Below are 22,961 nucleotides of genomic sequence, written 5' to 3'. Positions count from 1 at the left end.
CACAGGCCGCGTCCGGCGACAGCGAAGGCATCCCTTCCCGGCGGCGTGGCCGGCCACGGGATGCCCGCGCGACGCCAGAACCCGAGCCGGAGGTAACGCCGATGACCATGTCCCCCGTTGAAGAACGCACACGGCCCGGCCTGCGGGCCGAGGCGGGTTCGGCGAGCATGCTGTGTCCCGACTTCCCGTTCGCCTACGACGACTGGGTCAAGCACCCCGCCGGTCTGGGCCGCGTGCCGGAGCACGCGCACGGCACCGAGGTAGCCGTGATCGGCGGCGGGCTGTCCGGGATGGTGGCCGCCTACGAGCTGATGAAGCTCGGCCTGAAGCCGGTGATCTACGAAGCCGAGCAGCTCGGCGGCCGGATGCGCTCGGTCACCCTCGACGGGTACCCCGACGCCGTCGCGGAGCTGGGCGCGATGCGCTTCCCGCCGTCGGCCGGCACGCTCTTCCACTACATCGACAAGCTGGGGCTGCAGACCACGCCGTTCCCCAACCCGCTCTCGGCCGCGTCCCCGAGCACGGTGATCAACCTGCACGGCGAGAGCCACTGGGCCCGCACGTCGGCCGACCTGCCGGCGGTCTACCGGGACGTCAACGACGCCTGGACGAAGACCCTGCAGGAGCAGGCGGACATGTCGCTGCTCGAGGACGCCATCCGGCGCCGCGACTTCGCGACCATCAAGGCGTTGTGGAACCACCTGGTGGCCAAGTTCGACAACGAGTCGTTCTACGGCTTCCTGACCTCGTCCCCGTTGTTCTCCTCCTTCGAGCACCGCGAGATCTTCGGCCAGGTCGGCTTCGGCTGCGGCGGCTGGGACACCGACTTCCCCAACTCCGCGCTGGAGATCCTGCGGGTCATCGCCACCGACACCAGCGACGAGCACCACCGCATCCTCGGCGGCTGCCAGCAGCTGCCGCTCGGGCTGTGGGCCGACGAGCCGGCCGACCTGGAGTACTGGCCGGTCGGGACGTCGCTGGCGAAGCTGCACGGCGGCGAGCCGCGTCCCGGCGTCGTGCGGATCGACCGCACCGGCCGCGGGTTCACGATCGAGGACTCCGGCCGCGGCGTGCGCACCTACCCGGCGGCGATCTTCGCCGCGCAGAACTGGAACCTGCTCTCCGGCATGAAGGCCGACGAGGACCTGCTGCCCCAGCCGGTGTGGACCGCGCTCGAGCGCACCCACTACATGGGCGCGTCGAAGCTGTTCGTCATCACCGACCGCCCGTTCTGGCTCGACCAGGACCCGGCCACCGGCCGCGACGTCATGAGCACCACCCTCACCGACCGCTTCCCGCGCGGGGTCTACCTCATCGAGAACGGCCCCGACGAGCCCGGTGTGATGCTGCTGTCCTACACCTGGAACGACGACTCGCTGAAGGTCGCGTCCCTGGGCGCCGAGGAGCGCCTCGACGTCATGCTCGACGCGCTCGCGAAGATCTACCCCGGGGTCGACATCCGCTCGCACATGATCGGCCCGCCGATCGCCATCACCTGGGAGACCCAGCCGCACTTCAAGGGCGCGTTCAAGTCGTGCCTGCCCGGCAGCTACCGCTACCAGCGGCGGCTGTTCACCCAGTTCATGCAGCGGGACACCGCGCCGGACCACCGTGGGTTCTTCCTGGCCGGCGACGACGTCGCGTGGATCGCCGGGTTCTCCGAGAGCGCGGTCACCACGGCGTTGAACGCCGTCTGGGGCGTCGTCGGGCACCTCGGCGGCGGCACACACCCGGAAAACCCCGGTCCCGGTGACGTCTTCGACGAGATCGCCCCGGTGAGCCTCGACTGACCAGCGGAAAGGACTTCCCATGTTCGCGAAGATCTATTCCCCCGACGCGGTCACCGGCGGCGCGGCCTTCGAACAGCAGGCGCTGCGCGTGGCCGAGGTGCTGCGCGACCGCGGGGTCGGCTCCGGCGACCGGGTGCTGCTCAAGGCCGAGAACACGCTGGGCTACCTGACGGTCCTGCTCGCGCTGATGCACGTCGGCGCGTCCATCGTGCTGGTGGACCACATGGAGCACGCCGACCGGACCGCCGAGACGATCGCCTCGTCCGGGGTCGTACTCGCCGTCGTCGACGACGACGCGCCGATGCCCGCCGACGCGCCTTCGGCGTTCACCTACGAGATCATGGTCGCCGCCGCGGACCGCGTCCCGGACGACGTCCACCTGCGCTTCGACGCGTGGGAGAAGCTGCCCGACAGCCTGGTGATGTGGTCGTCCGGCTCGACCGGCGTGCCCAAGGGCGTCGCGAAGAACGGCGCGAAGTTCCTGAAGAACCTGGAGCGCAACGCCGACCTCGTCGGGCACCACTCCGGTGACGTCCTGCTGCCGCTGCTGCCGTTCAACCACCAGTACGGCCTGTCGATGGTGCTCATCGCGTGGCTGCGGGACTGCGAGTTCGTGATCGCGCCCTACCGGCGCCCCGACCGGGCGCTGCGCCTGGCCGGGCGGGCCGGGGCCACGGTCGTCGACGCGACGCCGTCGACCTACCGCAGCCTGTTCAACATCATCACCAAGCGCCCGGCGCTGAAGGAGGACTTCGGCCGGGTGCGGATGCTGTGCAGTGGCGCGGCGCCGCTGGAGAAAGCCGTCGTCGAGCAGGGCGAGGAGCTATTCGGCCTGACGCTGCTCGACAGCTACGGCAGCACCGAGATGGGCAACGTCGCCTTCGCGAACCTCGAGAACCCGCACGGCTGCGGGCACGTCGTCGAGGGCCTCGAGGTCGAGGTGCGCGCCGAGGACGGCACCGTGCTGCCCGCCGGCGAGGTCGGCGAGCTGTTCGTGCTCGACCCCGACCTGATGGAGGGCTACCTCGACGGCGCCGGGCGCATCCGGCCCGTCGACCGCGGCTGGTACGCCACCGGCGACCTCGGGCTGCTCGACGCGGACGGGAACCTGTTCGTCGTCGGCCGCAAGCGGGCGGTGCACCGCAACGGGCACACCCTGCACCCGGACGTCATCGAGCACCGGCTGGCCGAAGGGGGCTGCTCGGCGAAGATCGTCGCGCTGCCCGACCAGCGGCGCGGGTCGAGCCTCGTGTTCGTCGTCCAGGACGACGCCCTGCGCGACCCGCGGTACTGGCGCGACCGGATCAACGGGGTGCTGCCGCCGGCCGAGCAGCCGAACCGCGTGCTCGTCACCGAGCAGTTCCCGTTGAACCGCAACGGGAAACCCGACCGCCAGCAGCTGGAACGGTTCGCCGTCGCCGAACAGCTCTGAACCTCCTGCCGAAACTGGGTGTACACAGTGGACAACACCGCGGACGCCGTCCTCTTCCCCGGCATGGGCCCGGCCCGCGCCGGGGAGCTGGGCCGGTTCCTCGTCGTCGACCCCCGCGCGCGGAAGCTGCTCGGCGTCGCGGAGCAGGCGCTCGGCCATTCCCTGCTGGACCCGCTCGCCCGCGACGGCGACGAGTACACCGAGCACAGCCAGCTCGCGTTCGTGCTCGCCTCGCTGGCCGTGGCCGAGCGGGCCGAGCAGGAGCACGGCCTGGCGCCGGTCGCGGTCGGCGGGTCCAGCTTCGGCGAGCGCGCCGCCGTGGTGCGCGCCGGGGCGCTGCCGCTGGCCGACCTCGTCCGGCTGGTCGCGGAGGTGGCCCGGCGCGAACGGGCCTACTTCGAGCGGGCACACCAGGACCTGGTCAGCCAGTTCGTCGTCCGGACCCCGGAAACCGCGCTCGCCGACGTCCTCGACGGGATCGGGCACGAGCTGTCCGGCCGGTTCGACGACGACGTGCACCTGGTGACACTGCGGGAAAGCGAGCTCGACGAGTTCGTCCGGCGGGTCCGCGCGGCCGGCGGCTACGCGCTCACCACCATGCGGCCGGCGGCGCACGCGCGGGCGCTCGGCCCGCTGCGCGACGAGCTGGCCGAAGTCTTCGGCGGGTTCGGGTTCACCGACCCGGCCCTGCCGATCGTGTCCGATCAGGACGGAGAGCCGGTCCGGACCGGCGACGGGGCGGCGTCACTCCTGCTGGAGTCGACGGTCAACGCGGTGCGGCTACCCGAGCTGGTCCACCGGTTCGCCCGGCTCGGCGTCGGCCGGGTCCTCGTCGCCGGTCCGGACCACCTGCTGCACCGGCTGCCCGGTCTCACCGGGCGGTTCACCCTGCTGCGCGCCGACCTGCGCGCCACCCTGAAACCGCCGCGGCGGCCGCGCCTGGCCCGGGCGGTGGCGGCATGAGCACCCGGGTCCGCAACCTCGCGACGATCCTGGTGTCCTGCCTGGCGCAGCTGATGGTCGCGATCGACATGACCGTGCTGCACCTGGCCGTGCCCGCGCTGACGACGCAGCTCGGCGCGTCGGCCGAGGAGCTGCTGTGGATCGCCGACGTCTACGGGTTCGCCATGGGCGGGCTCCTGGTCACGATGGGCAACCTCGGCGACCGGCTCGGCCGGCGGCGTGTGCTGGTCATCGGCGTCACGGCGTTCGCCGTGGGGTCGCTGCTGGCCGCCTACGCTCCGACAGCCGGACTGCTGATCGTCGCCCGCGCGCTGCTGGGTGTGGCCGGCGCGGCCGTGCTGCCCTCGACGTCTTCCCTGCTGCGCGCGGTGTTCACGACCCAACGGGCGCGGACCGCGGCCGTGGGCGCCGGCGCCGGCGTGTCGGCGGCCGGGTTCGCGATCGGCCCGATCGTCGGCGGGGTGCTGCTGGACCACTTCTGGTGGGGCTCGGTGTTCCTCGTCAACGTCCCGGTCGCGGCGCTGATCCTGCTCGCGACCCGGCTGGTGCCGGAGTCCCGCAGCAACCACCGGCTGCCGCTCGACGCGCTCAGCGTCGGGCTCTCGATCGTCGGGGTCATCGCGCTGGTGTACGCGCTGAAGGGCGCGTTCTACGCCGGGCTGTGGTACCCGGAGGTGCTGGGCGCGTTCGCGCTCGGCGGCGGCTGCCTGGTGGTGTTCCTGCGCCGTCAACGCCGGTTGGCGTCGCCGCTGATCGACGTGGAACTGTTCCGCCGGCGCGGGTTCTCGGCGTCGGTCGGGTCGAACCTCGTGTCGGTGTTCACGATGTCGGCGTTCGCGCTGATCAGCAGCCAGTACTTCCAGCTCGTGCTGGGCTGGAGCCCGCTGCGCTCGGGCCTGGCGTTCGTGCCGGGCGCGCTGGCCGCGCTCGTGGCCGGCGGGGTGCTGGCGGCCAAGTGCGTGCGGCGGTTCGGCCGCGCGCCGACGGTGTCGGGCGGGCTGGCGCTGGCGGCGCTCGGGTTCGGCCTGTTCGGCTCGGTGGGCGCGGACACGCCGTACACGCTGGTGCTGGCCGCCCAGGTGGCGTTCGGCGCGGGCGCCGGGCTGACCCTGACGGTCACCGGCGACACGATCCTCGGCACGGCGCCGAGGGACCGCGCGGGCGCGGCGGCGGCGATCTCCGCGACAGCATACGAGCTCGGCGGTTCCCTGGGCATCGCGGTGGTGGGCAGCGTGCTTTCGGCGGTGTACCACGCGGAGCTGACCCTCCCGGCCGGCGTGCCCCCGGCCCTGGCGGCCCAGGTCCACGAGTCGTTCAGCGCCACGGCGGCAGTGGCGGCGGGCCTGCCGGAGCCGGTGGCGAGCGCGGTCCGCCTGGCGGCGGAGCAGTCGTTCGTCGGCGGCATCCGGACGAGCATGCTCGGCAGCGCGGCGGTGATGGTGGTGCTGTCGGTGGTGGCGCTGCGGACGTTGCGGCGAGTGCCGAAGGTGATCGAGAACCCGCTGGACCAGCCGCAGCCGGTGGAGAGTCCACAGTAGACAGCGCGGGTCAGGACAGGTACTCACCCGTGAGGATCGCCGCCGCCAGCTCCACGCGCGACCCATACCCGATCCGAGCGAACATCCGCGACAACCGCCCCTCCACGCTCTTCTCGCTCGTATCGAGCACCACCGCCAGCTGCCGGTTGCTCAACCCCTCCGCCACGAGGATCGCCAGCAGCCGTTCGTTCTCCGCCGCCGCCTCCGCTCGTCCCGGTCCGGCGAACCCCATGTCGCGCAACACCTTCCGCAGGCGTGCGCGCCAGAACCACGCGCCCACCTCGCCGTACAGCTCGTACGCCTCGTTCAGCAGCCGCTCGGTGTCGTAGCCCGCCAGGCCGGCCCACAGGTACGCCATCGCCGTCTCGTACGGGACGTCGCGGCGTTCGCGGGCGATCGCCACCGCGCGGCGGGCCGCCGCCGTGTCGCGGTAGGCCGCCGCCCGGGACAGGTGGTGGCACAGGTGCGCGCGGGCCGTGTCGAGGCGCATTGCCGTGCGTGCGGAACGGTCCACCCAGTGCTCGGCCTCGCGGCGGTTCTTCCGCAGCAGCGCCGAACGCGTCAGGTCGGCCCAGAGGTCCTCGGTGCCGAGCAGGTAGCCGCCCTGGTCGGCGCTGCGGGCGGCCGCGAACAGCAGCTCGTCCGCGGCCTCGTCGTCGCCGAGCTTGCGCAGCACGGTGAACTCCGCGTGGTCGATCACGTGGGACATCGGCATGTCGCGGCCGTCGGCGGCCAGCGCCCGGGCGCGGGCCAGCCAGCCCTGCCCGCCGAGGATGCGGATCGCCCCGCCCATCATCATGTTGTGCATCGGCCGGGCCGGGTCGGTGCCCTCCAGCATCGTCCGGCGGGCGAGCTCCATCGCCTCCGGCCAGTCGCCGCCGAGGTAGTTGAGGTAGAACCGGTCGGGCCCGGACAGCTGCTCGACGGTCAGCCCCGCGTCCGCCATCCGCCGCAGCGCGTGCTGGTGCTCCCCCAGCTGCAGCAACATGTCCAGCTCGAACCGGCGCTGCTCGAACCAGTGGTTGGGCAGGTGTCCGGACCGCCACCGCTCCGGGTGCTCGACGAGCTCGAACAGCTGCGACGAGTCCCCGAGCACCACCCGCGCGCCGGCCAGGAACATCGTCCCGAAGTCGGCGGTGACGCTGTTGCTGCCGCTCCACACCTCCCGCCGCCGCTCCAGCAGGTCGCACGCCTCGATCCAGCGGCCGGACATCATCAGCGCGAACGCCTGGTTGACGACCTTCAGCGCCGGGTCGTCCGGTAGCACCGGCGACGCCCCTGCGGCGATCTCGGCGAGCTCGCCGAACTCCCCGCGCGCGGTCAGCCCGGTGATGAACACGATCGACAGCTCCTGCGCCTGGTGCGGCTCGAGGTGCGCGACGTGGTCACGCAGCACGTGCCGCGCGCAGTCCCCCGCCTCGGCCTGCCGGTAGTGCAGCGCCCGCGCGCCGCTGAGCAGCAGCAACGCTTCGGCCCGCTCGGCCGGGGTCGTCACGCGGGCCACCGCCGCGCTGAGCCAGCGTTCGGCCTTGACGCCGTCGGTGAGCAGCACCCGCCGGCCGTGGGCGAGCAGCTCGGTGGCGGCCCGGCGGGCGTCGACGAGCGCGCCGGCCTGCGCGACGCGGTCGAGCAGGAAGTCGTCGTCGGGAACCCGGACGTCGCCCTCCCACACCGCGTGGACGGCGTGCGCGGCCAGGTTCCGCCAGGCGTACGGCCCGAGCCGCGACAGCAGGCCGTCGCGGACGGCGGGCACCCGGAACCAGAGCCGGCCGTCGCGGTGCCGGACCAGCACCCGCCGGTCGACGAGCCCCTCGACCGCCGCCCGGACGGTGGTCTCGTCCCGGCCGAGCGCCGCCGCGGCCAGCGTCGCCGCGGCCTCGCCGAGCGGGGCGAGCACGGCCATCGCCTCGGCCACCTCCCGGTCCTGCTCGCCGGCGTCGGTCGTGACGCGCAGCAGCGGGTGGTCCTCGGTGGCGACCGGCGGGTCGACCCAGTCGGCGCGGTAGGCGGTGCGGTCCACGATCCGCATCGCCCCGGCGGAGCGGTACCCGCGGACCAGCGCGGTCAGCGCCGCCGGGTTGCCGCGGCCCGCCGCGTACAGCTCGCCGACGAGGCTCGCGCTCGGCCGGGCCGAGATCAGCCCGGCCAGCAGGGACCGCGACTGCGTCCGGGACAACGGCCGCAGCAGCCGCAGCCGCGCCCGGCCTTCGGCCCGCAGGCGGGCGAACGTCGCGCGGGCCGGGGCGTCGGCGCCGGCCCCGAGCCGCAGGGTGGCGACGACGCCGATGCGTGTCTCCTCGGAACACTGGCGCAGCAACGGTCCCAGCAGGCCGGCGGTGCCTTCGTCCAGCCACTGGGCGTCGTCCACCAGCACCACCAGCGGGCCCCGGGCGCGCAGGAGCGGGAACACCGCGGTGGCGACCATCGCCGCGGTTTCCGGCCGGCCGCCGGGCGCCGCGCTCACGCGGGAGAGCAGCGACAACGCCGGCTGCACCGGCGGGTCGTCGTCCGACCGGCCCGGTTCCAGACCGCTGAGCAGCCGGTACACCACGCCGTAGGGCAGTTCGCGGTCGAGCTCGGCCAGCCGCAGGACAACGACGGTCGCCGACCCCGCGAGCTCCGCGGCGAGCCGGTCGAGCACCGTGCTGCGCCCGCTGCCCGGTTCGCCGGCCAGCACCGTGAGCGGTGTCGTGCCGAGCCACGCGTCGTCCCGGAGGAAGCCGACCTCCTCCGCGCGGGCGTCCGCCCGCGCCCCCTTCGCAGCGACCATGCCGTCCAGTTGACCAGCTCCCGCGAGGCGCCCGTCGGTCCCGATCGGTCGACCGGGTGTGCCGGGGCAACAACGATGCCTGAAGGTGACCGGGGACCGCGGCCCGGCTGGACGAACCGGACAGGCGGCAGCACGCTCGGAAAGTGGGGGGACGATCCGCCGCCCGTTCGCGCCGATGCCGCCGGCGCCGGGCCGGTCGAGGAGGAACATGGGAGTCACGGCGGTCACGGACGCCGGGCCGGGCGACGCGCTCGCCGCGCTCGATCGTGTGCTCACCGGTCCGGGCGCGGTGTGGCTGGTGCGCGGGCGCCTCGGCGCGGGACGCAGCACGGCACTGGCGGCGATGGCCGCGCGCGGCCGCCGGACCGGCGCCGCGGTGCTGGCGGTGCCCGCGGGCGCGGCCCCGCACACCGCGCTGGTGCGGCTGACCACCGAACTGGTCGAGCTGATCACCGCGCTGGACCGGCCCGAGCTGGTGAGCATGCTGACCGCGGTGGCGTGGCTGCGCAGCCGGCTCGACTCCGGCGCCGGGCCCCGGCCGCTGCCGGTGGCGCACGACCTCGTCACGATCTTCGCCACCCTCGCGCCCTACACCCGGATCGTGCTGCAGTGCGACGACTTCGACCACCTGCCGCCGGACATCGCGGCGGTGCTGGCGCTGGTCGCCGAGGGCGCTCGCGCCGCCGGGACGATCACCGTGGCGACCGCCGCGGAGCGGGGCGGTGGACCCGCCGGCCGGCTGCTCGCCGTCGCGGACGGCACGGTCGACCTGCGCCCGCTCACCGCCGCCGAAACCACCGCGCTGCTGCCCGACTGGACCACCGCCGACGGCCGCCGCGCCAGTGACCCCGGGCTCGTCGACACCCTCCGCACGGCCTTGGGCCCGCTGTTCGGCAACCCCGGCACGGTCCGCGCGACGGTCGCCGAGCTGCGCGCCCGCGGCCGCCTCGTAGTCGTCGACGACCACGTGTGCTTGGCCGGGACCGGGCTGCCGATCCTGCTGCCGGCGAACCACCCGCTGCCGCTGCGGCTGCACGCGCTCGGTCCGGCCGCGCGGAAGCTGGCCGCCGTCGTCGCAGTGCTAGGTGAGCACTGCACCCCGGCGGTCGACCACCTGACCGGGCTGGCCGCCTCGGCCGGGATGTCGCTGCCCGCCGCCGGGCGGGTGCTGGACGAGCTGGTGCGCACCGACGTCCTGCGGATCGGGCAAGACGGCGCGGTCGGGTTCCCCGTGCCCGCGCTGGCCGACCGGCTGCGGGTGGAGCGGGACGCCCGCTGGCGCCGGGCCCTGCACGGCGGCATCGCCGGGCACCTGATGGCCGAACGGCGCGCCGGCTCGACGCTCCCGGCGTCCGCGATCGCCCGGCACCTCGCCGAACTGCCGCCGTCCACAGTGGACGTCGACGCGGCTGGGGTGCTGGTGGAAGGCGCGGCGACCGCGGCCCCCGAGGACGCGCGCCGGTATCGCGTGACGGCGTTGCGGTGCCTCGATCCGGACGACCCGCGGTTCCCCGAAGTCCTGCGGGCGGTGCTCGCCGACAGCTTCGCGACCGGCGCGTACGGGCAGCTCGCGGACGACCTCGCCACGGTCGTCGCGCCGCGGCTGACCGGCCGGGGACCGTCGGCCACGGCGTTGGTGTGCTGGCTCGGCGCGCTCGCCCACGAACACCGGCTGCTCGAGCTCGACGTCGTCCGGCCGCTGGCCGGCACGCTCGGCTCCGCCGCCACCCGGTTGTTCGGCGCGGTCCGGCGGGCCGACCGCACGGCGGCCGCGGCCGCCGCGCACGACCTGGGCGGCAGCGGGGACGACCTGTTCGACCTCGGCGCGACCGTCCTGCTCGCGTGCCTGCCCGGCACCGCCGCCGACGAGGTGTCCGAAGCCGCCGACCTCTACGACTTCCCCCACGTGCTGGAGAACCTGCTGCCCGTCCGCTATCGCGCGCCGTCGACCGGCTTCGCGGCCGGCTGGCACGGGGTGCGCGAGGCCTACCGCGCGGGCGACTGGGACACCGCGCTGTCGCGGGCCCGGCGTCTCGAAGGCGCCCGGCTGTGGTGGGAGTCGCCGCGGCGGCACCGGTTCGCGAGTGTGTTCGCCGCCGAGATCTGCGCCCAGCGCGGGGAACCGGACCGCGCCGCGAGCTGGCTGCGCCGGATCCCGTTCCCGGCCGCCGCGGCCGCGTACGTCGCCTGGGTGCGCTGCGCGTTGCGCCGTTATGCCGGGCAGCCCGGTGAAGCGGTGGAGCTGGGCTGGGAGGAGTACGTCGCCTGCCGCGGGCAGGGCGTGCACGCGGGCGCGGAGTTCCTGCTGGCGCGGCTGCTGCGGTGCGCGCGCTCGGTGAACGACCACACCGGTGTCGAGCGGTTGCTGGCCGAGCTGGAGGACCTGACCGAACACCACCCCACGCTGTCGACCCGCGAGACGTTCCTGGTCTACGGCGGTCTGGTCCGCGAGGACCCGGTGGCGGTCCGCGCGGGCCTCGACCTGGCCCGCCGCTCCGGCGACGTCTTCCGGGTCGCCGAAGCGTGCGTGGCCCTGGGTGAGCTGAGCCCGGTCCCGGCGCCGTGGCTGCTCGAAGCGCACCGGACGCTGAAGCGGCTCGGCGCGTCGGCCGCGATGGCCCCGGTGGCCGAGCTGCTGGACCGCCGCCGCATCACCGTCCCCCGCGACCGCACCGACCGCGCGGCGCTCGACCCGCTGGAGCGGCGGATCGCCGACCTGGTCGCGAGCGGCCGCACGAACCGCCAGATCGCGGCGGCGCTGAGGATCAGCGAAAAGCGCGTCGAGGCCCGGCTGACGTCGTTGTTCGAGCGCACGGGCTGCCACTCCCGGGTCGAGCTGGCGGCGGCGTGGCTGCAGGGCCGCCTGGGCGCGGCGGCGATCCCGGCCTGAGTCAGGCCCAGACGGCGTCGAGGTCCGCCACGTCGGTCACGAGCGCGGCCCGCGGGAACAGCTGCCGGGTGAGGAAGTCGTGCGTCTCGGCTTCGCGGTCGGCGCAGGCGTCGCGCAGGACGACGATCCGGTAGTCGCGGTCCATCGCCTCGCGCACGGTCGACAGCACCACGCCGCTGGTGCTGATCCCCGCCAGGACGATCGTGGTGACGCCCCGCGCGCGCAGCTGCTCGTCGAGGTCCGTGGTGGTGAAGGCGCCGACGCGGATCTTGCGGACCTGGACGTCGCCGGGCTGCGGGTCGAGCCGGGCGTCGAGCTGCGTGGTGGGGGCGTCGGCGTGCATCGCCGCCCGCATCTCCGCCGAGGCGACGAGCCCGCCGAAGAAGCTGGTCTCGGGAATGGCGTCGAAATCCGCGTCTTCGAACGCGACGCGGACCCAGCCCACGTGGCCGCCGCGCTCGCGGAACTGCTTGGTGGCGAAGGAAACCCGGTCGAGGAGCGGGCCGGTGTCGGGCAGCTGCCCGACGATCCCGTTCTGGTAGTCCATCACGAGCAGCGCGGTGGTCGTGGCTTCAGGCATGGTTCTTTTCCTTCAACGATCGGTCGAACACGGTGATGAGCAGGAACACGACGCCGATGCCGATGAGCAGCAGCGCCAGGTGGTGCAGGCCGCCGGTGTCGGCGGCCTGGCCGTAGAACGCGCCTTGCAGCGCGGAGGAGATGATCGCGCCGAGGTAGCCGAAGGTGCGCAGCAGCCCGGCCGACGCGCCGGTGTCGGCCGGATCGGCCTGGCGGTACACGGAGTTCTGCAGGGCGAGGCTGTTGAGTCCCTGCGGGATCCCGAAGACGATCGCGACGAGGACGAGCAGCCAGACCGCGGCGTCGGAGTCCAGCGTCAGGAGCAGGGCGCAGCCGGCGAGCTGGCCGACCGCGGCGACGGCGAGCTTGCCGCGCACCGCCTCCCGCCGTCCGGTGACCAGCGAGACGACGATCCCGGCCGCGAACAGCGGCAAAGTGGCGAGGCCGGCTTCGCTCGCCGAAAGGCCACGGCCGTGTTCGAGCCATTGGGTGTAGCCGTAGACGACGCTGTAGGACACGACGTACGCCAGCAGCGCGCGCCCGTAAGTGGCCAGCAGCGGGCGGTTGCGGCCGAGGAGCCGCAGGTTGATGAACGGCCGGGCGTGGGTCAGCTCGCGCGCGGTGAAGCCCGCGGCCGCGACGGCGGTGATGACAAGCAGGTACCAGTCCCCCGCGCCGGGGTGCATGAGGAACAGCAGCAGCGCGACGAGCGCGGCGGCGAAGAGCACCATCCCGGGCAGGTCGAGGTCGAAAGCCCGCTTCGGCCCGGTTTCCCTGGGCCGCTTCGGAAACCGGCGGGCGCCGAGGACGAAGGCGAACAGCGCCAGCGGGATGTTGAGGGCGAAGGTCGTCCGCCAGCCGCCGACGCCGATGAGCAGCCCGCCCAGCGCCGGGCCGATCACGGAGATCGTCTGGGTCGAGATCGCGAGCACGGTGAGCACGGCCGCGGGGCTGTCCTGGCCGGTTCGCTCGCTTTCGTCGCGGATGAGCCGCATCGCGGCCGGGTAGCCGGCGCAGGTCCCGAAGCCGAGGACGACCCGCGCGACGACGAGCACCGCGAGGTTCGGCGCGAGCACGCCGATCACACCGGCGAGGCCGACCAGGGCGGTGGCGGGCAGGAAGACCCGCCGTGGGCCATAGCGGTCGATCAGCCGGCCGGCCACCGGCTGCCCGACGGCGGTGGCGAGGTAGAGCGAGGAGATCAGCCACGCGGTCGCCGACGCCGGTTCCCCGAAGGCGACCCCGATCGGCACCAGCGCAACGGCGATGACGGTCGAGTTGACCGGGTTCAGGACGGCGCCCGAGATCAGCGGGGCGAGCAGTTTCCGGTTGAAGCCGGCTTCGCTGCGTGCTGCGCTCTTCACGGCTCCACGACGCGTTCGAGCAGAACCAGGGCTTCGTTGACGACGGCGAGTTCGGGTTCGGTGAGCCGCTGGGCAAGGGTCCGCGCCAGCCATTCGTGCCGCGACGCGCGGGCGCCCTGACCGTGTTTCCGCCCGGCCGGGGTGAGGAAGAGCAGCTGACGGCGCCCATCGGCGGGATCGGCCTCCCGCCGCACGAGCCCCAGCTTCTCCAGGGCGGCAACGGTGGCCGCCATCGACTGCGGCCGAACGCGTTCGGCCCCGGCGAGCACACTCGCCGACGACGGTTCGCTCACGGCGAGGCGGGCGAGGGCCGAGGCTTGGGCGGAGGTGAGTTCACCGACGGCGGAGGCATCTTGCATCTGCCGCCGCAGCCGCCCGACGACGACGCGCAACGCCTGCGCGGCGGTGACCGCGGCGGGGGAGACTGTCTTTGCGCTCATATAGGCAGGGTAAACTGAACAGGTAAGGCTGTCAATTTTTCGGGACTGGGGCGGTGGGTTGTCCGGGATGTCGGGAATCCACAGTGGACTGGGGCTGGTCGGGGCGCGGGTGCGGACGGGCGGTGAGGCGGGTGGTGGTCGCGGACCGGTGCCGCTGCGGCTGGCCCCGCTCCGCTCGCCAGTAACCCGCGCGCACCTCACCGGCGCCCGCAACCGGCCACGCCCGCGCGGCAGCGCCGCATCGCTGCGCCCGGCCGAGTGTCTCGGCCCGCGACCGGCTCCTGCCGCCCGGTGGCCTCGCATCGCCGCCGCCGACCGGCCCCCGACCGCCCGATGCTCCACGCGCCACCGCCGCCGAACCGCGCGCCGCTTAAGCCCGCCCAGCAGCGCCGCACCACCACCGCCGAACCGCGCGCCGCATAAGCCCGCCCAGCAGCGCCGCACCACCACCGCCGAACCGCGCGCCGCTTAAGCCCGCCCCGCAGCGCCGCATCACCGCCGCCGATCGAGTGTCTTGGCCCGCGCCCGGCTTCACCCAGCCCGATGCCCCCGCATCGCCGCCGCCAACTGCGCCCGTCCCGAAATCCCCAGCTTCCGGTACGAACTCGTCAAATGCTTCTCCACCGCCCGCACCGTCACCTGCAGCAGCTCCGCGATGTCCCGGTTCCGGCTCCCCGACACGGCGAGATCGACCACCCGCTGCTCAGTCGCCGTCAGCGGGCCGCCGTCCGTGGGCTCGGCCGGTTCCGCCGCCGCGCGAACCAGCCAAGTCGCGCCGCACTCGGTCGCCAGGCGGCGACCCTCCTCCAGATGCTCGCGCGCGTCCGGGCCCGTGTCGCGCTCGCCCAGCGTCAGCAGCACCCGGGCCAGCTCCAACCGATCCGCCGACCGGGCCAGCACCTCCGCCGCCTCACGCAGAAGCGGCACCGCTTCCTCGTCGCGGTCGACGAGCGTCGCCCGGATTCGGAGGGCTCGGCCGACCGCCGCCGGGGCACCCCACGCCGTGGCGCGGTCGACTTCTTCGCGGGCGATCGACTCGGCGCGCTCCGGCTGGTCCGTCGCCGCCAGCAGGAGGGCGATCTTGCCGCGGACCGGCAGCAGCACGCTGTTGGCGCGGCCCGACCGCTCCACCTGGTGCGAACAGTCCACGAAGTACTCGATCGCCGCCGTGTGGTTGCCTTCGGTCAGCGCGAGACCGCCGTGGGCCAACGACTTCAGCCACGGCTCGTGCTCCGGCTCGCAGTGCTCGACGACCAGCCGGGCCAGCGCCGGATCCCGTTGCTCTACGGCGATTTCGGTCAGCACGCGCATCGCCGTCGACGTGATGCCGAGCCGGCTCGGGCCGGCCGCCGTGAGCGCCGCCAGGGCCCGCTCGCGCGCCGCGCCGAGGCGGCCCGCGGCGAACGCCGCCAGCGCCTGCCCGGTCCAGGCCACCAGCGTCGGCAGGTCCGGGTTCTCGTCCGGCCCGCAGGCCGCCGCCAGCCAGGACTCGACGCCTTCGAGCGCGTCCGCCGCGGCCAGCACCACCACCACGAGCGGCAACGTCGTGTACATCTGGTTCGGCGAGCCGGGTTCCCGCTCCAGCACCTGCCGCGCCAGGTCCGCGATGAACTCGCGCGGCGCGGTGTCCGCGACGGTCATCAGGTGCAGCAGCACCGCGACCAGCTCGCGCTGGGCCGACGAACCCTGCGCCGGCGACGGCCCTAGCTCGGCCAGCCGCTCGGCCGCCGCCCTCCCGGAGCCGGGCTGGGCCCGCTCCAGGTACCGCAGCCGGGCCTCCAGCCGCAGCGCCGCCTCCGCCGCGTCCGGGCCCGCCTCGGCCCGCAGCTCCTCGAGCGTCCGCCGGAGGTGGCGGACGTCCGGGCCGAACCGCGGCCCGGTCACCACCGGCAGCAGGCCGAGCGCGAACGCGCGGTCCGCCGGGTCGCGCACGAGCCCCAGCGCCTGGTGCAGGTGCCGGTGCGCGGCCGGCAGGTCGTACCCGCGCTCGACGGCGGCGAGGTCCACCAGCAGCTCCGCGCGGTCCGCGCCCGGGTGCGCCAGCGCGTGCCGCAGGTACTGGGCCGCGGTGCGGGGCGCGGCGTTGGCCAGCGCCGCACCGGCCGCGGTCCGCAGCACCTCGGCCGCCCACGGCTCGGGCTCGGCGACGGTCGCCAGCAGCTGCCGCCCGACCTGCTCCACCGGCCGCCCGTGGCGGTAGTAGACGTTCGCCGCGCGCAGGTGCAGCCGGTCCTGCTCGTCCGCGGTCAGCTGGTCGGCGATCAGGTCGCCGGTCATCGCCCCGGCGAACCGCAGCAGCCCGCCGCCGGTCGGGTCCTCGACGAGCCCGAGCCGCCGCAGGGTGCGCTCGACGGCGTCGAAGTCCGGCAGGTCGAGCCCGGCGACCTCGGCGATCACCTCGGCCTCGGTCGCCTCGCCGAGCGCCGCCATCGCCTTCGCGACCGTGCCGACGGCTTCCGGCTGGGCGCGCAGGCACCGCGACAGCCGGGCCGCGGCCGGCGAGGGCCGCAGGGCGGCGAGCTCGGCCGCGGTGGCCGTCACCGGACGCAGCCCGTGCCCGAGCATCGCGTTGACGAGGGCTTCGAGCAGCATCGGCAGCCCGCCGGTCCGGGCGTGGCAGGTCGCCGCGAACTCGTCCTCGGGCGGTTCGCCGCAGCGCGCGGCGAGGTAGGCGCGCACCCCCGCGGCCGACAACGGCGTCGCGTGCACCCGGCGCGCCGCGGCGTGGACGATGTCCTCGACGACCACCTCACCCGCGCCGCTGTCCCCTTCCAGCAGGGTCGCCACGACGAGCACACGCAGGTGGCCCAGCCGGTTGGCGAGGTAGGCGAGCCAGCGCAGCGACGCCGGGTCCGCCCACTGCAGGTCGTCCACGAGCAGCGCGACCGGGCCGCTGTCGTGCACCACCTTCGTGAACAGGCCCAGCAGCTCGTGCAGCACGAGGTGCGCGCGCCGCCCGCACGGCGACGGTGGCGGGAAACCGCGGTCCAGCCGCACCTCGGCGGGCAGCTCCCCGCGTTGCCCCGACTCCAGCAGCGGGTCCAGCAGCAGCCGGACGACACCGTGGTCGACGTCGCGCTCCGACGGCGTCGCCACCGTCCGGACGACGCGCAGGCCGCGGGCCGCCGCCTCTTCGCCCGCCGCGTGCAGGAGGGCCGACCGGCCCGTGCCGAGCCCGCCGCGGACGACGACCAGTTCCCCTTCGCCCGCCCGGACGCGGGCGACCGCCGCGGCGAGCGCGGCCAGCTGTTCAGCGCGCTCGATCATCATGACGACGGATCAGAGCTCCTTGTCCAGCGCCGCGAACAGCTCACGCAGCTCGGCCCGCCCGGTGACTTCGAGCTGCCGGTAGATCGCGGTCAGCCGGAGCTCGACGGCCCGCTTGCTGATCCCCAGCTCGGCCGCCAGGTCGGCGTTGGACGCGTCCGCCAGCACCCGGCGGACGAGGTCGGCCGCGGCGGGCGGGAGCGACCGCCACCGCCGGGACGCCGCGCGGTGGCTCGGCCGCGGTTTGGGCCGCATCGACAGCCGTTTCCCGAGGTCGGCGATCCGCGTCGTGGCCCAGCCGAGCTGGTAGGCGGTCGCGAGCCGCTCGGCCTCGCGCAGCTGGCGCGCCACCCCGCCGGTCTGCCCGCGGTTGAGCTGGGCCGCGGCGAGCAGCAGCAGCGCTTCGACGTAGAGCACCCTGGCCGGTGACTGCTGGAGCGCGTTCACGGCCTGGGTCAGCCGGAACACCGCGTCCTCCGAGCGCACGGCGACCCCGGCGCCGAGGTGGGTGCGCCCGATCGCGGTGCGGGTGCCCCAGTTCTGGGCCAGCTGCCACTCTTCGCTGATCATCGCCGCGGCGGTGTGCTCGTCGCCGAGGGCCTGCGCGGCGATCGCGACGTGCGAGCGCCACGGGACCATGCCGGGGTTGGTCCAGCCGAGCGCGTGCATCCGCCGGCCGCACTCCTGGAACAGGCCGAGCGCGCGCTGGTGGCGTTTCAGGTCCAGCTCCAGCAGGCCGCGCATGAACAGCAGGTACGGCGTGGTGATCCCGGGCCCGGTGTCGCCACCGGCCGCGTCGACCGCGCGCTGGGCGGCCACCAGGTCGCCGCGGGTCAGCGCCGCGGCGATCGCGATCGTGCTCAGCGCCCCGGCCACGGTCGGCGGCCGGCCCCCGGGCGGGTCGGACGCGGTCGCCTCGGCGAGCGCGTCTTCGGCGGCCTGGACGCGGCCGCGCTGCAGGTGGATCCAGGCGCGGCCGGTCAGCGCCAGCACCACCGGCACGCGGGCCCCAGTGGCCGTGCCGGCGGCGATCACGCTGTCGTAGACCGAAAGTGCTTCGAGGACGTCGTCGGTCTGGCCGAAGGCCGCGGCCATCGCCAGCCTCGGCGCGTACAGCGAGACCCGGTCGTGCCAGGTCTCTCCCGCCCGCCGGGCCAGCCGGCGCGCGGCCCGGCTGTCGCGGCCGGCCATCGTCGCCAGCCACGCCGCCACGGCGGCCTGCGCCGGGCTCATCCCGGCCGGGTCGACGTCGGCGACGGCGGGCACGCCGAGCGTGACGGCGCCGCGGCCGGTGCCTTCGGCCAGCCAGTGCAACGCGATGACGTTCGCGCGGTCGTCCTCGCCGAGCACCGCGGCGCTCAACCCGGCCAGCTCGCGCAAAGCGTTGTCACGGGCGCCGCGCAGCAGCATCAGGTCCACTGCGGACAGTCGCGTTCGGACGGACTCGCCGTCGGCGGCGACGGGCGTGGCCCGGACCAGGCGCAGGTCGCCGGTGAACGGGCACGACGACGCCTCGACCGTCTCCAGCTCGAGCCGCAGCCGCGCGAGGGCGCCGTCGGGGGCCGGCTCGGTCAGCGCACGGCGGTAGTAGCGGGCCGCACCGGCGCGGTCGCCCGCTTCGCGACGTCGCCGCGCGGCCGCGTGCAGGGTTTCGAGGGCCCAGGCCTGGCCGACCGGCTCGGACCCGAGCAGCAGCTCGGCGATCTCTTCTTCGGGCGCCGCCCGGCGGTGGCCGAGCTCGGCCGCGCTGCGGCGCATCCGGGCGCGCTCCTCGGGACCGGTCGCGGCCAGCACCCAGGTGGCGACCTCCGGGTCCATCGGCTCGCCCGGGTCGGCGCCGATCAGACCGAAGTCGGCGAGCACCCGCAGGGCCCGCGCGATCGGCATGCCGAGGGGGCCGGCGAGCGGGCGCAGGTAGGCCTCGTCGACGGTGCCGACGGCCGCGATCATCCGCACCAGCGCGGCGAGGTCCGCCGGCAGCCGCGCGAGCAGGCCGAGCACGCCTTCGCGGCGGACGTCGGCGGTGATCGCGCCGATCTCGGTGCCGCGGCCCGGCCGGGCCGCCGAGCGGGTGAGCACCTCGGCCAGCAGCGCAGGATTCCCTTGGGTGGCCGCGTAAAGCTCCCCGGCGGGCGGCCGCGGCGCCGGGACGGCGTGCACGACCCGGCGGACGGCGGCGGGGCTGAGCGGCCGCAGCCGCACGACCAGCCGGCGCTCCCCCGGCAGCCCGGCCGGGCTGAACGGCCCCGGCTCGTCACCACCGGGCTCCGGCAGGCCGGCGTGGGCGGCGAGCAGCAGCAGCGGCGCCGGCCCGCGGCGGCGTTGCAGCGCGGCGAGCCAGGCGGCGGACCGGTCGTCGACGAGGGTGATGTCGTCGACGACCAGCAGCACCGGCCGCCGCCGCGCCGCTTCCAGCAGGCGCTGGCAGAGCAGCTCGTGCAGCACCTGGACGTCGGCGCCGTCCTCGAGGAGAGCGGGCAGCCAGGGGACGGCGGCGAGCTCGGGAACTCCGGCCAGCAGCTGGGAAAGCAGCCCGTACGGGAGCTCGGCCTCGGTGGCCGATCCGCGCGCGCTGAAGACCTGGAGGTTCCGCTCCGCGGCGAGGGCGGCGGCCTGGTCGAGCAGGGCGGTGCGCCCGCTGCCGGGCGGCCCGATGACGAGCACGTTCCCGGCGCGGCCGCGTTCGAGGTCGTCGAGGAGGTCGGTGAGAACGCGCAGTTCGGTCTCGCGCTCGACCAGGTGGTCGGCAGCGGCGTCCAGCCGCCGGACGGCGCTCATCGGGAGGCTCCCAGGGTGCCGGGGTGGGTGGCGCCGTCAGCCGGTCGGCCGGGCGCGGGTTCGGCGCGGGGATCGGTGCTCGCGGGCTCGGGCGGACGCTCGGCGGGCGCGGCGCCCAGCCAGGTCCAGCACTCCGCCACGCCCTCGCCGCTCGAGACCACCCACCACCGCACGGCGCTCACCGGGACACCCCCAGCGCGGCCGGGCGAGCCGTGCCGTCGGGCTGCTCCAGCGCCGCCGCCAGCTCCGCGCGGCCGGTGATGCGCAGCTTGCGGTACACGCTCGTCAAATGGGTCTCCACCGTTCGGACCGTCACGAACAGCCGCTCCGCGATCACGCGGTTGCTCACCCCGCGCCCGGCGAGCCCGGCCGTCAGGCGCTCGGCGGGGCTCAGCGACGCCAGCGGGGACGCCTGGCCCGGGATGCCCGCGTCGGCCGCCGTCTGCTGGGCCCGGCGCAGCAGCCGCCGGTCGCCGCCCCGCAGGCTCAGCTCCACCGCGCGGCGCAGCCGGGCCCGGGCCGCCGCCGTGTCCCCCACCGACACCAGCGCCCGGCCCAGCTGGTACTCCGCCAGTGCTTCCTCCCGGCGCGCCGGCGAGCCGGCCAGGATCGCCGCGGCCTCCTCCAGCACCCCGATCCGTGACGCCGGCGGCGCGGCGACCCCGGCGGCGAGGCGGGCCATCCCGACCGCGCGCGGGGTGCCCCACCGCTGCGCCGGTTCCCGGCCGTGGGCCGCGAACTCCGCGGCGGCTTCGTGGTGACCTTCGTCGGCCAGCAGGCACGCCGCCTCGAACCACCACGGCGCGAGCAGCGGGTTGGCGATGCCGACGTCGGCGAGGCTTTCCCCGCACCGCCGGAACTCCGTCAGCGCGGCCTCGTGGTCACCCGCGGCCCAGCGGACCCGGGCGTCGACGAGCTGGAACCAGGGCCGCATCACGGTGTGCTCCCACAGCAGGGAAGTGTCCGACTCGCGCAACAGGCGGTCCGCCTCCGCGGTCTCCCCCAGCTCGGCCAGCACGGTCGCGTACGCGATGCGCGGCACGACCCCGCCGGTGCGGCCCTCGGCCCGGCGCCCGAGCGCGTACGCCCGTTCGGCGTCGGCCGAGGCCGCGGTCAGGTCGCCGCACCAGTGCCCGAGCAGCGCGCGGAAGGCCAGGTATTCACTGCGCTGCGCGGGCACGAGCTCGACCACCCTGGTCAGCTCGTCCTGCGCCGCGTCGACCTCGTCGGCCAGCAGCAGGGCCAGCACGGCCGCGCTGACCGCCGAGTCGTCGTCGGTCAGGTCGTAGCCGCGGATCGCGCGCAGCGCCCACTCGGCGGCCTGCGCCGGCCGCTCGCCGTCGAGCGCGGTGACCACCGCGCAGACGGCCAGGTGCCCCGCCTCCACGACGCCGTCGGGCACGCGGTCGTCGTCGGTGTTCAGCCACGTGCCGAGCTTCTGGAGGCTCTCGCGATCTTCGATGCCCACCAGGCACAGCAACGCTTCCAGGTGCAATCGCAGCTGCGGGTCCGCGTCCTCGCCCAGCCGGGAGAGAGCGCTTTCCAGGACGCCCACGGCGGTGCGGCACCGGCGAGCGACCAGCGCCAGCCGGCCCAGCCGGACGGCGGTGCGCGCCCGGTCCTCGGGGTCGTCCTGCAGCTCCAGCGCCCGCTGCAGCAGGTCGAACCCGCTGCCCGGTTCGATCCGCGCGACGGTCTCGGCCAGCTGCACGGCCAGACCGGCGTCCCCGGGCCGGGCGGCCGACGCGGGCCGCAGGAAGCGCAGCGCGTCCCAGGGCGCGCCCCGGTCGCACGCGCTGTTCGCCGCGTCCCGCAGCAGGTCGACCATCCACGCGTCCGGCGAACCGATTTCGAGCACCTGCTCGGCGACGACCTCGGCCGGCTCGGCCGCGTCGCTCAGCAGGGTCGCCGCGGTGCGACGCCACCGGTCCAGCTCGCTGGGCCGGACGTCCTCGAGCAGCCCGGCGCGCACCGGGTCGTGCCGGAACGCGAGCCCTTCGGCGGTGAGGACGTGCTGCGCCCGCAGCATCTCCACGGCCGCTTCGGCGGTGCGCAGCGGCACTTCGGCCAGGCGCGCCACCAGGAGCAGGTCCTGGCCGTCGAGCACCGCCACCGCGATCGCGACGGACCGGACGTACTCCGGCAGGCAGGCGAACAGCGAGCGGATGAGCCCGGTGTCGACCGGCACCCCGGCCAGCGGCGCGATGCCCGCCGCGACCTTGTTCAGGTCGTCGAGCATTTCCCGCAGCAGCAACGGGTTCCCGCCGGACTGCTCGACGCAGTGCTGGACGAACAGCTCCCCGGCGCCGGGGCCGGCGACCTCGCGCGCCAGCCGGGCGACCGCCTCCGCCGGCAGCGGGCCGAGATCGAGGACCTCGGTGCTGTAGGAGGATTCCAGGTCCGAGAGCCGGTCAGCCGCGGGACCGGCGGCGCCGGCGCGGACCAGGACGATCCGCAGCGGCAGGCCGTTCGCGCGGCGGGCCAGCAGGCTCAGCCACCGCAGCGTGGGCTCGTCACACCACTGCACGTCGTCGACGACGAGCACCACGCCCGGCCGGTTTGCGGCCCAGGCGGCAAAATCCGTGTACCACGCTTCGAAGGCGCGGGGTTCGGGGTCGGGCGCCGGGGCGCCCGCGGCGTGCAGCCCGGCGATCAGGTTCCGGCACGCCTGGCCGCCTTCCGCGCCGGCGGTCCGGCAGACGACGACGTCGCCGCAGCGGGCCAGCGCGGCGTCGAGCAGGCTGGTCTTGCCGATGCCGACCGGGCCTCGCACGACGACGACGGCGGGGGTGCGGTGAGGCGCGCCGGGGCCCAGCCGCGCGGCGAGCCAACGCAGTTCCGCGTCGCGCCCGGCCAGCGTCGGCCCGGTCGTCGTGGCCTCCCGATCCACCATCTGCTGCCTCCCCGTCCTCCCGTCGGAGCCGGTGCCGTCACACAGAGCGCACGGTTCCTGACTGCTCTCATCTCATCGCGTGATCGACTTACCGAACAGGGTGACGGGACCCGGCAGGGGTTATCCCTCACTACCCGAAGTCGCCTGCTCATTTGAGCGGTTCGGCGACGGTTCTCGCGAAGAAAGATCTGGACCAATGCGGCCCGCTACCAGTAGATACCGTGATGGAGGCATGAACAGTGGTGATCGAGTGCTCA

Annotated in this window: 13 protein-coding genes; 5 read left to right on the top strand and 8 right to left on the bottom strand. The window is 74.9% G+C overall.

Annotated elements, in window-relative coordinates; translation table 11 throughout:
- Window positions 1–101: 101 nt before the first annotated feature.
- The 4 genes from ACZ63J_RS03320 to ACZ63J_RS03305 are packed head-to-tail and all read left to right on the top strand — an operon-like array spanning window position 102 to window position 5,723.
- Window positions 102–1,790: a flavin monoamine oxidase family protein gene (locus tag ACZ63J_RS03320; protein WP_465399950.1), complete on the top strand. Its 1,689-nt coding sequence runs from the start codon at window positions 102–104 to the stop codon at window positions 1,788–1,790.
- A 19-nt stretch (window positions 1,791–1,809) separates the two neighbouring features.
- On the top strand, window positions 1,810–3,222 hold the full coding sequence (locus ACZ63J_RS03315) for a class I adenylate-forming enzyme family protein (protein ID WP_465399951.1): 1,413 nt from the start codon (window positions 1,810–1,812) through the stop codon (window positions 3,220–3,222).
- Between the two features lie 27 nt (window positions 3,223–3,249).
- Window positions 3,250–4,185, top strand: a complete 936-nt coding sequence (locus ACZ63J_RS03310) for an ACP S-malonyltransferase (RefSeq protein ID WP_465399952.1) — start codon at window positions 3,250–3,252, stop codon at window positions 4,183–4,185.
- Complete coding sequence (locus tag ACZ63J_RS03305) at window positions 4,182–5,723, top strand: MFS transporter (RefSeq protein ID WP_465399953.1); 1,542 nt, start codon at window positions 4,182–4,184, stop codon at window positions 5,721–5,723. The genes ACZ63J_RS03310 and ACZ63J_RS03305 overlap by 4 nt, the downstream gene beginning before the upstream one ends.
- A 10-nt stretch (window positions 5,724–5,733) precedes the next feature.
- Here the strand turns inward: ACZ63J_RS03305 and ACZ63J_RS03300 are convergent, their stop codons facing one another.
- Entirely contained in the window at window positions 5,734–8,493 is a 2,760-nt protein-coding gene (locus ACZ63J_RS03300) for an AAA family ATPase (protein ID WP_465399954.1), read from the bottom strand.
- A 208-nt stretch (window positions 8,494–8,701) separates the two neighbouring features.
- Between ACZ63J_RS03300 and ACZ63J_RS03295 the strand changes: the two genes are divergently transcribed.
- Complete coding sequence (locus ACZ63J_RS03295) at window positions 8,702–11,383, top strand: helix-turn-helix transcriptional regulator (RefSeq protein WP_465399955.1); 2,682 nt, start codon at window positions 8,702–8,704, stop codon at window positions 11,381–11,383.
- A 1-nt stretch (window position 11,384) separates the two neighbouring features.
- Here the strand turns inward: ACZ63J_RS03295 and ACZ63J_RS03290 are convergent, their stop codons facing one another.
- The 7 genes from ACZ63J_RS03290 to ACZ63J_RS03260 all read right to left on the bottom strand — a co-directional run bounded on the left by ACZ63J_RS03290 (window position 11,385) and on the right by ACZ63J_RS03260 (window position 22,704).
- Window positions 11,385–11,963, bottom strand: coding sequence for a cysteine hydrolase family protein (locus tag ACZ63J_RS03290; RefSeq protein WP_465439301.1), 579 nt, complete (start codon window positions 11,961–11,963; stop codon window positions 11,385–11,387).
- Entirely contained in the window at window positions 11,956–13,326 is a 1,371-nt protein-coding gene (locus ACZ63J_RS03285) for an MFS transporter (RefSeq protein ID WP_465399957.1), read from the bottom strand. Before ACZ63J_RS03285 ends, ACZ63J_RS03290 begins: the two co-directional genes overlap by 8 nt.
- Window positions 13,323–13,766, bottom strand: coding sequence for a MarR family winged helix-turn-helix transcriptional regulator (locus ACZ63J_RS03280; protein ID WP_465312155.1), 444 nt, complete (start codon window positions 13,764–13,766; stop codon window positions 13,323–13,325). The genes ACZ63J_RS03285 and ACZ63J_RS03280 overlap by 4 nt, the downstream gene beginning before the upstream one ends.
- 531 nt (window positions 13,767–14,297) lie before the next feature.
- On the bottom strand, window positions 14,298–17,036 hold the full coding sequence (locus ACZ63J_RS03275) for an AAA family ATPase (RefSeq protein WP_465399958.1): 2,739 nt from the start codon (window positions 17,034–17,036) through the stop codon (window positions 14,298–14,300).
- 9 nt (window positions 17,037–17,045) lie between these two features.
- Complete coding sequence (locus ACZ63J_RS03270; RefSeq protein WP_465399959.1) at window positions 17,046–19,811, bottom strand: AAA family ATPase; 2,766 nt, start codon at window positions 19,809–19,811, stop codon at window positions 17,046–17,048.
- Complete coding sequence (locus tag ACZ63J_RS03265; RefSeq protein WP_465399960.1) at window positions 19,808–19,993, bottom strand: hypothetical protein; 186 nt, start codon at window positions 19,991–19,993, stop codon at window positions 19,808–19,810. Before ACZ63J_RS03265 ends, ACZ63J_RS03270 begins: the two co-directional genes overlap by 4 nt.
- Window positions 19,990–22,704, bottom strand: coding sequence for an AAA family ATPase (locus ACZ63J_RS03260; protein WP_465399961.1), 2,715 nt, complete (start codon window positions 22,702–22,704; stop codon window positions 19,990–19,992). Before ACZ63J_RS03260 ends, ACZ63J_RS03265 begins: the two co-directional genes overlap by 4 nt.
- Window positions 22,705–22,961: the final 257 nt, after the last annotated feature.

This window comes from Amycolatopsis sp. NPDC104863 (genome assembly GCF_055582965.1).
Note: the sequence above shows the minus strand (reverse complement) of the source record. Positions and strands in the feature narration are given on the sequence as shown.

Bases quoted from the DNA above. Each gene is read 5' to 3' on its own strand.
- ACZ63J_RS03320 (WP_465399950.1), top strand. From the start codon at position 102: ATGACCATGTCCCCCGTTGAAGAACGCACACGGCCCGGCCTGCGGGCC.
- ACZ63J_RS03315 (WP_465399951.1), top strand. From the start codon at position 1,810: ATGTTCGCGAAGATCTATTCCCCCGACGCGGTCACCGGCGGCGCGGCC.
- ACZ63J_RS03305 (WP_465399953.1), top strand. From the start codon at position 4,182: ATGAGCACCCGGGTCCGCAACCTCGCGACGATCCTGGTGTCCTGCCTG.
- ACZ63J_RS03300 (WP_465399954.1), bottom strand. From the start codon at position 8,493: ATGGTCGCTGCGAAGGGGGCGCGGGCGGACGCCCGCGCGGAGGAGGTC.
- ACZ63J_RS03295 (WP_465399955.1), top strand. From the start codon at position 8,702: ATGGGAGTCACGGCGGTCACGGACGCCGGGCCGGGCGACGCGCTCGCC.
- ACZ63J_RS03290 (WP_465439301.1), bottom strand. From the start codon at position 11,963: ATGCCTGAAGCCACGACCACCGCGCTGCTCGTGATGGACTACCAGAAC.
- ACZ63J_RS03280 (WP_465312155.1), bottom strand. From the start codon at position 13,766: ATGAGCGCAAAGACAGTCTCCCCCGCCGCGGTCACCGCCGCGCAGGCG.
- ACZ63J_RS03275 (WP_465399958.1), bottom strand. From the start codon at position 17,036: ATGATGATCGAGCGCGCTGAACAGCTGGCCGCGCTCGCCGCGGCGGTC.
- ACZ63J_RS03270 (WP_465399959.1), bottom strand. From the start codon at position 19,811: ATGAGCGCCGTCCGGCGGCTGGACGCCGCTGCCGACCACCTGGTCGAG.
- ACZ63J_RS03260 (WP_465399961.1), bottom strand. From the start codon at position 22,704: ATGGTGGATCGGGAGGCCACGACGACCGGGCCGACGCTGGCCGGGCGC.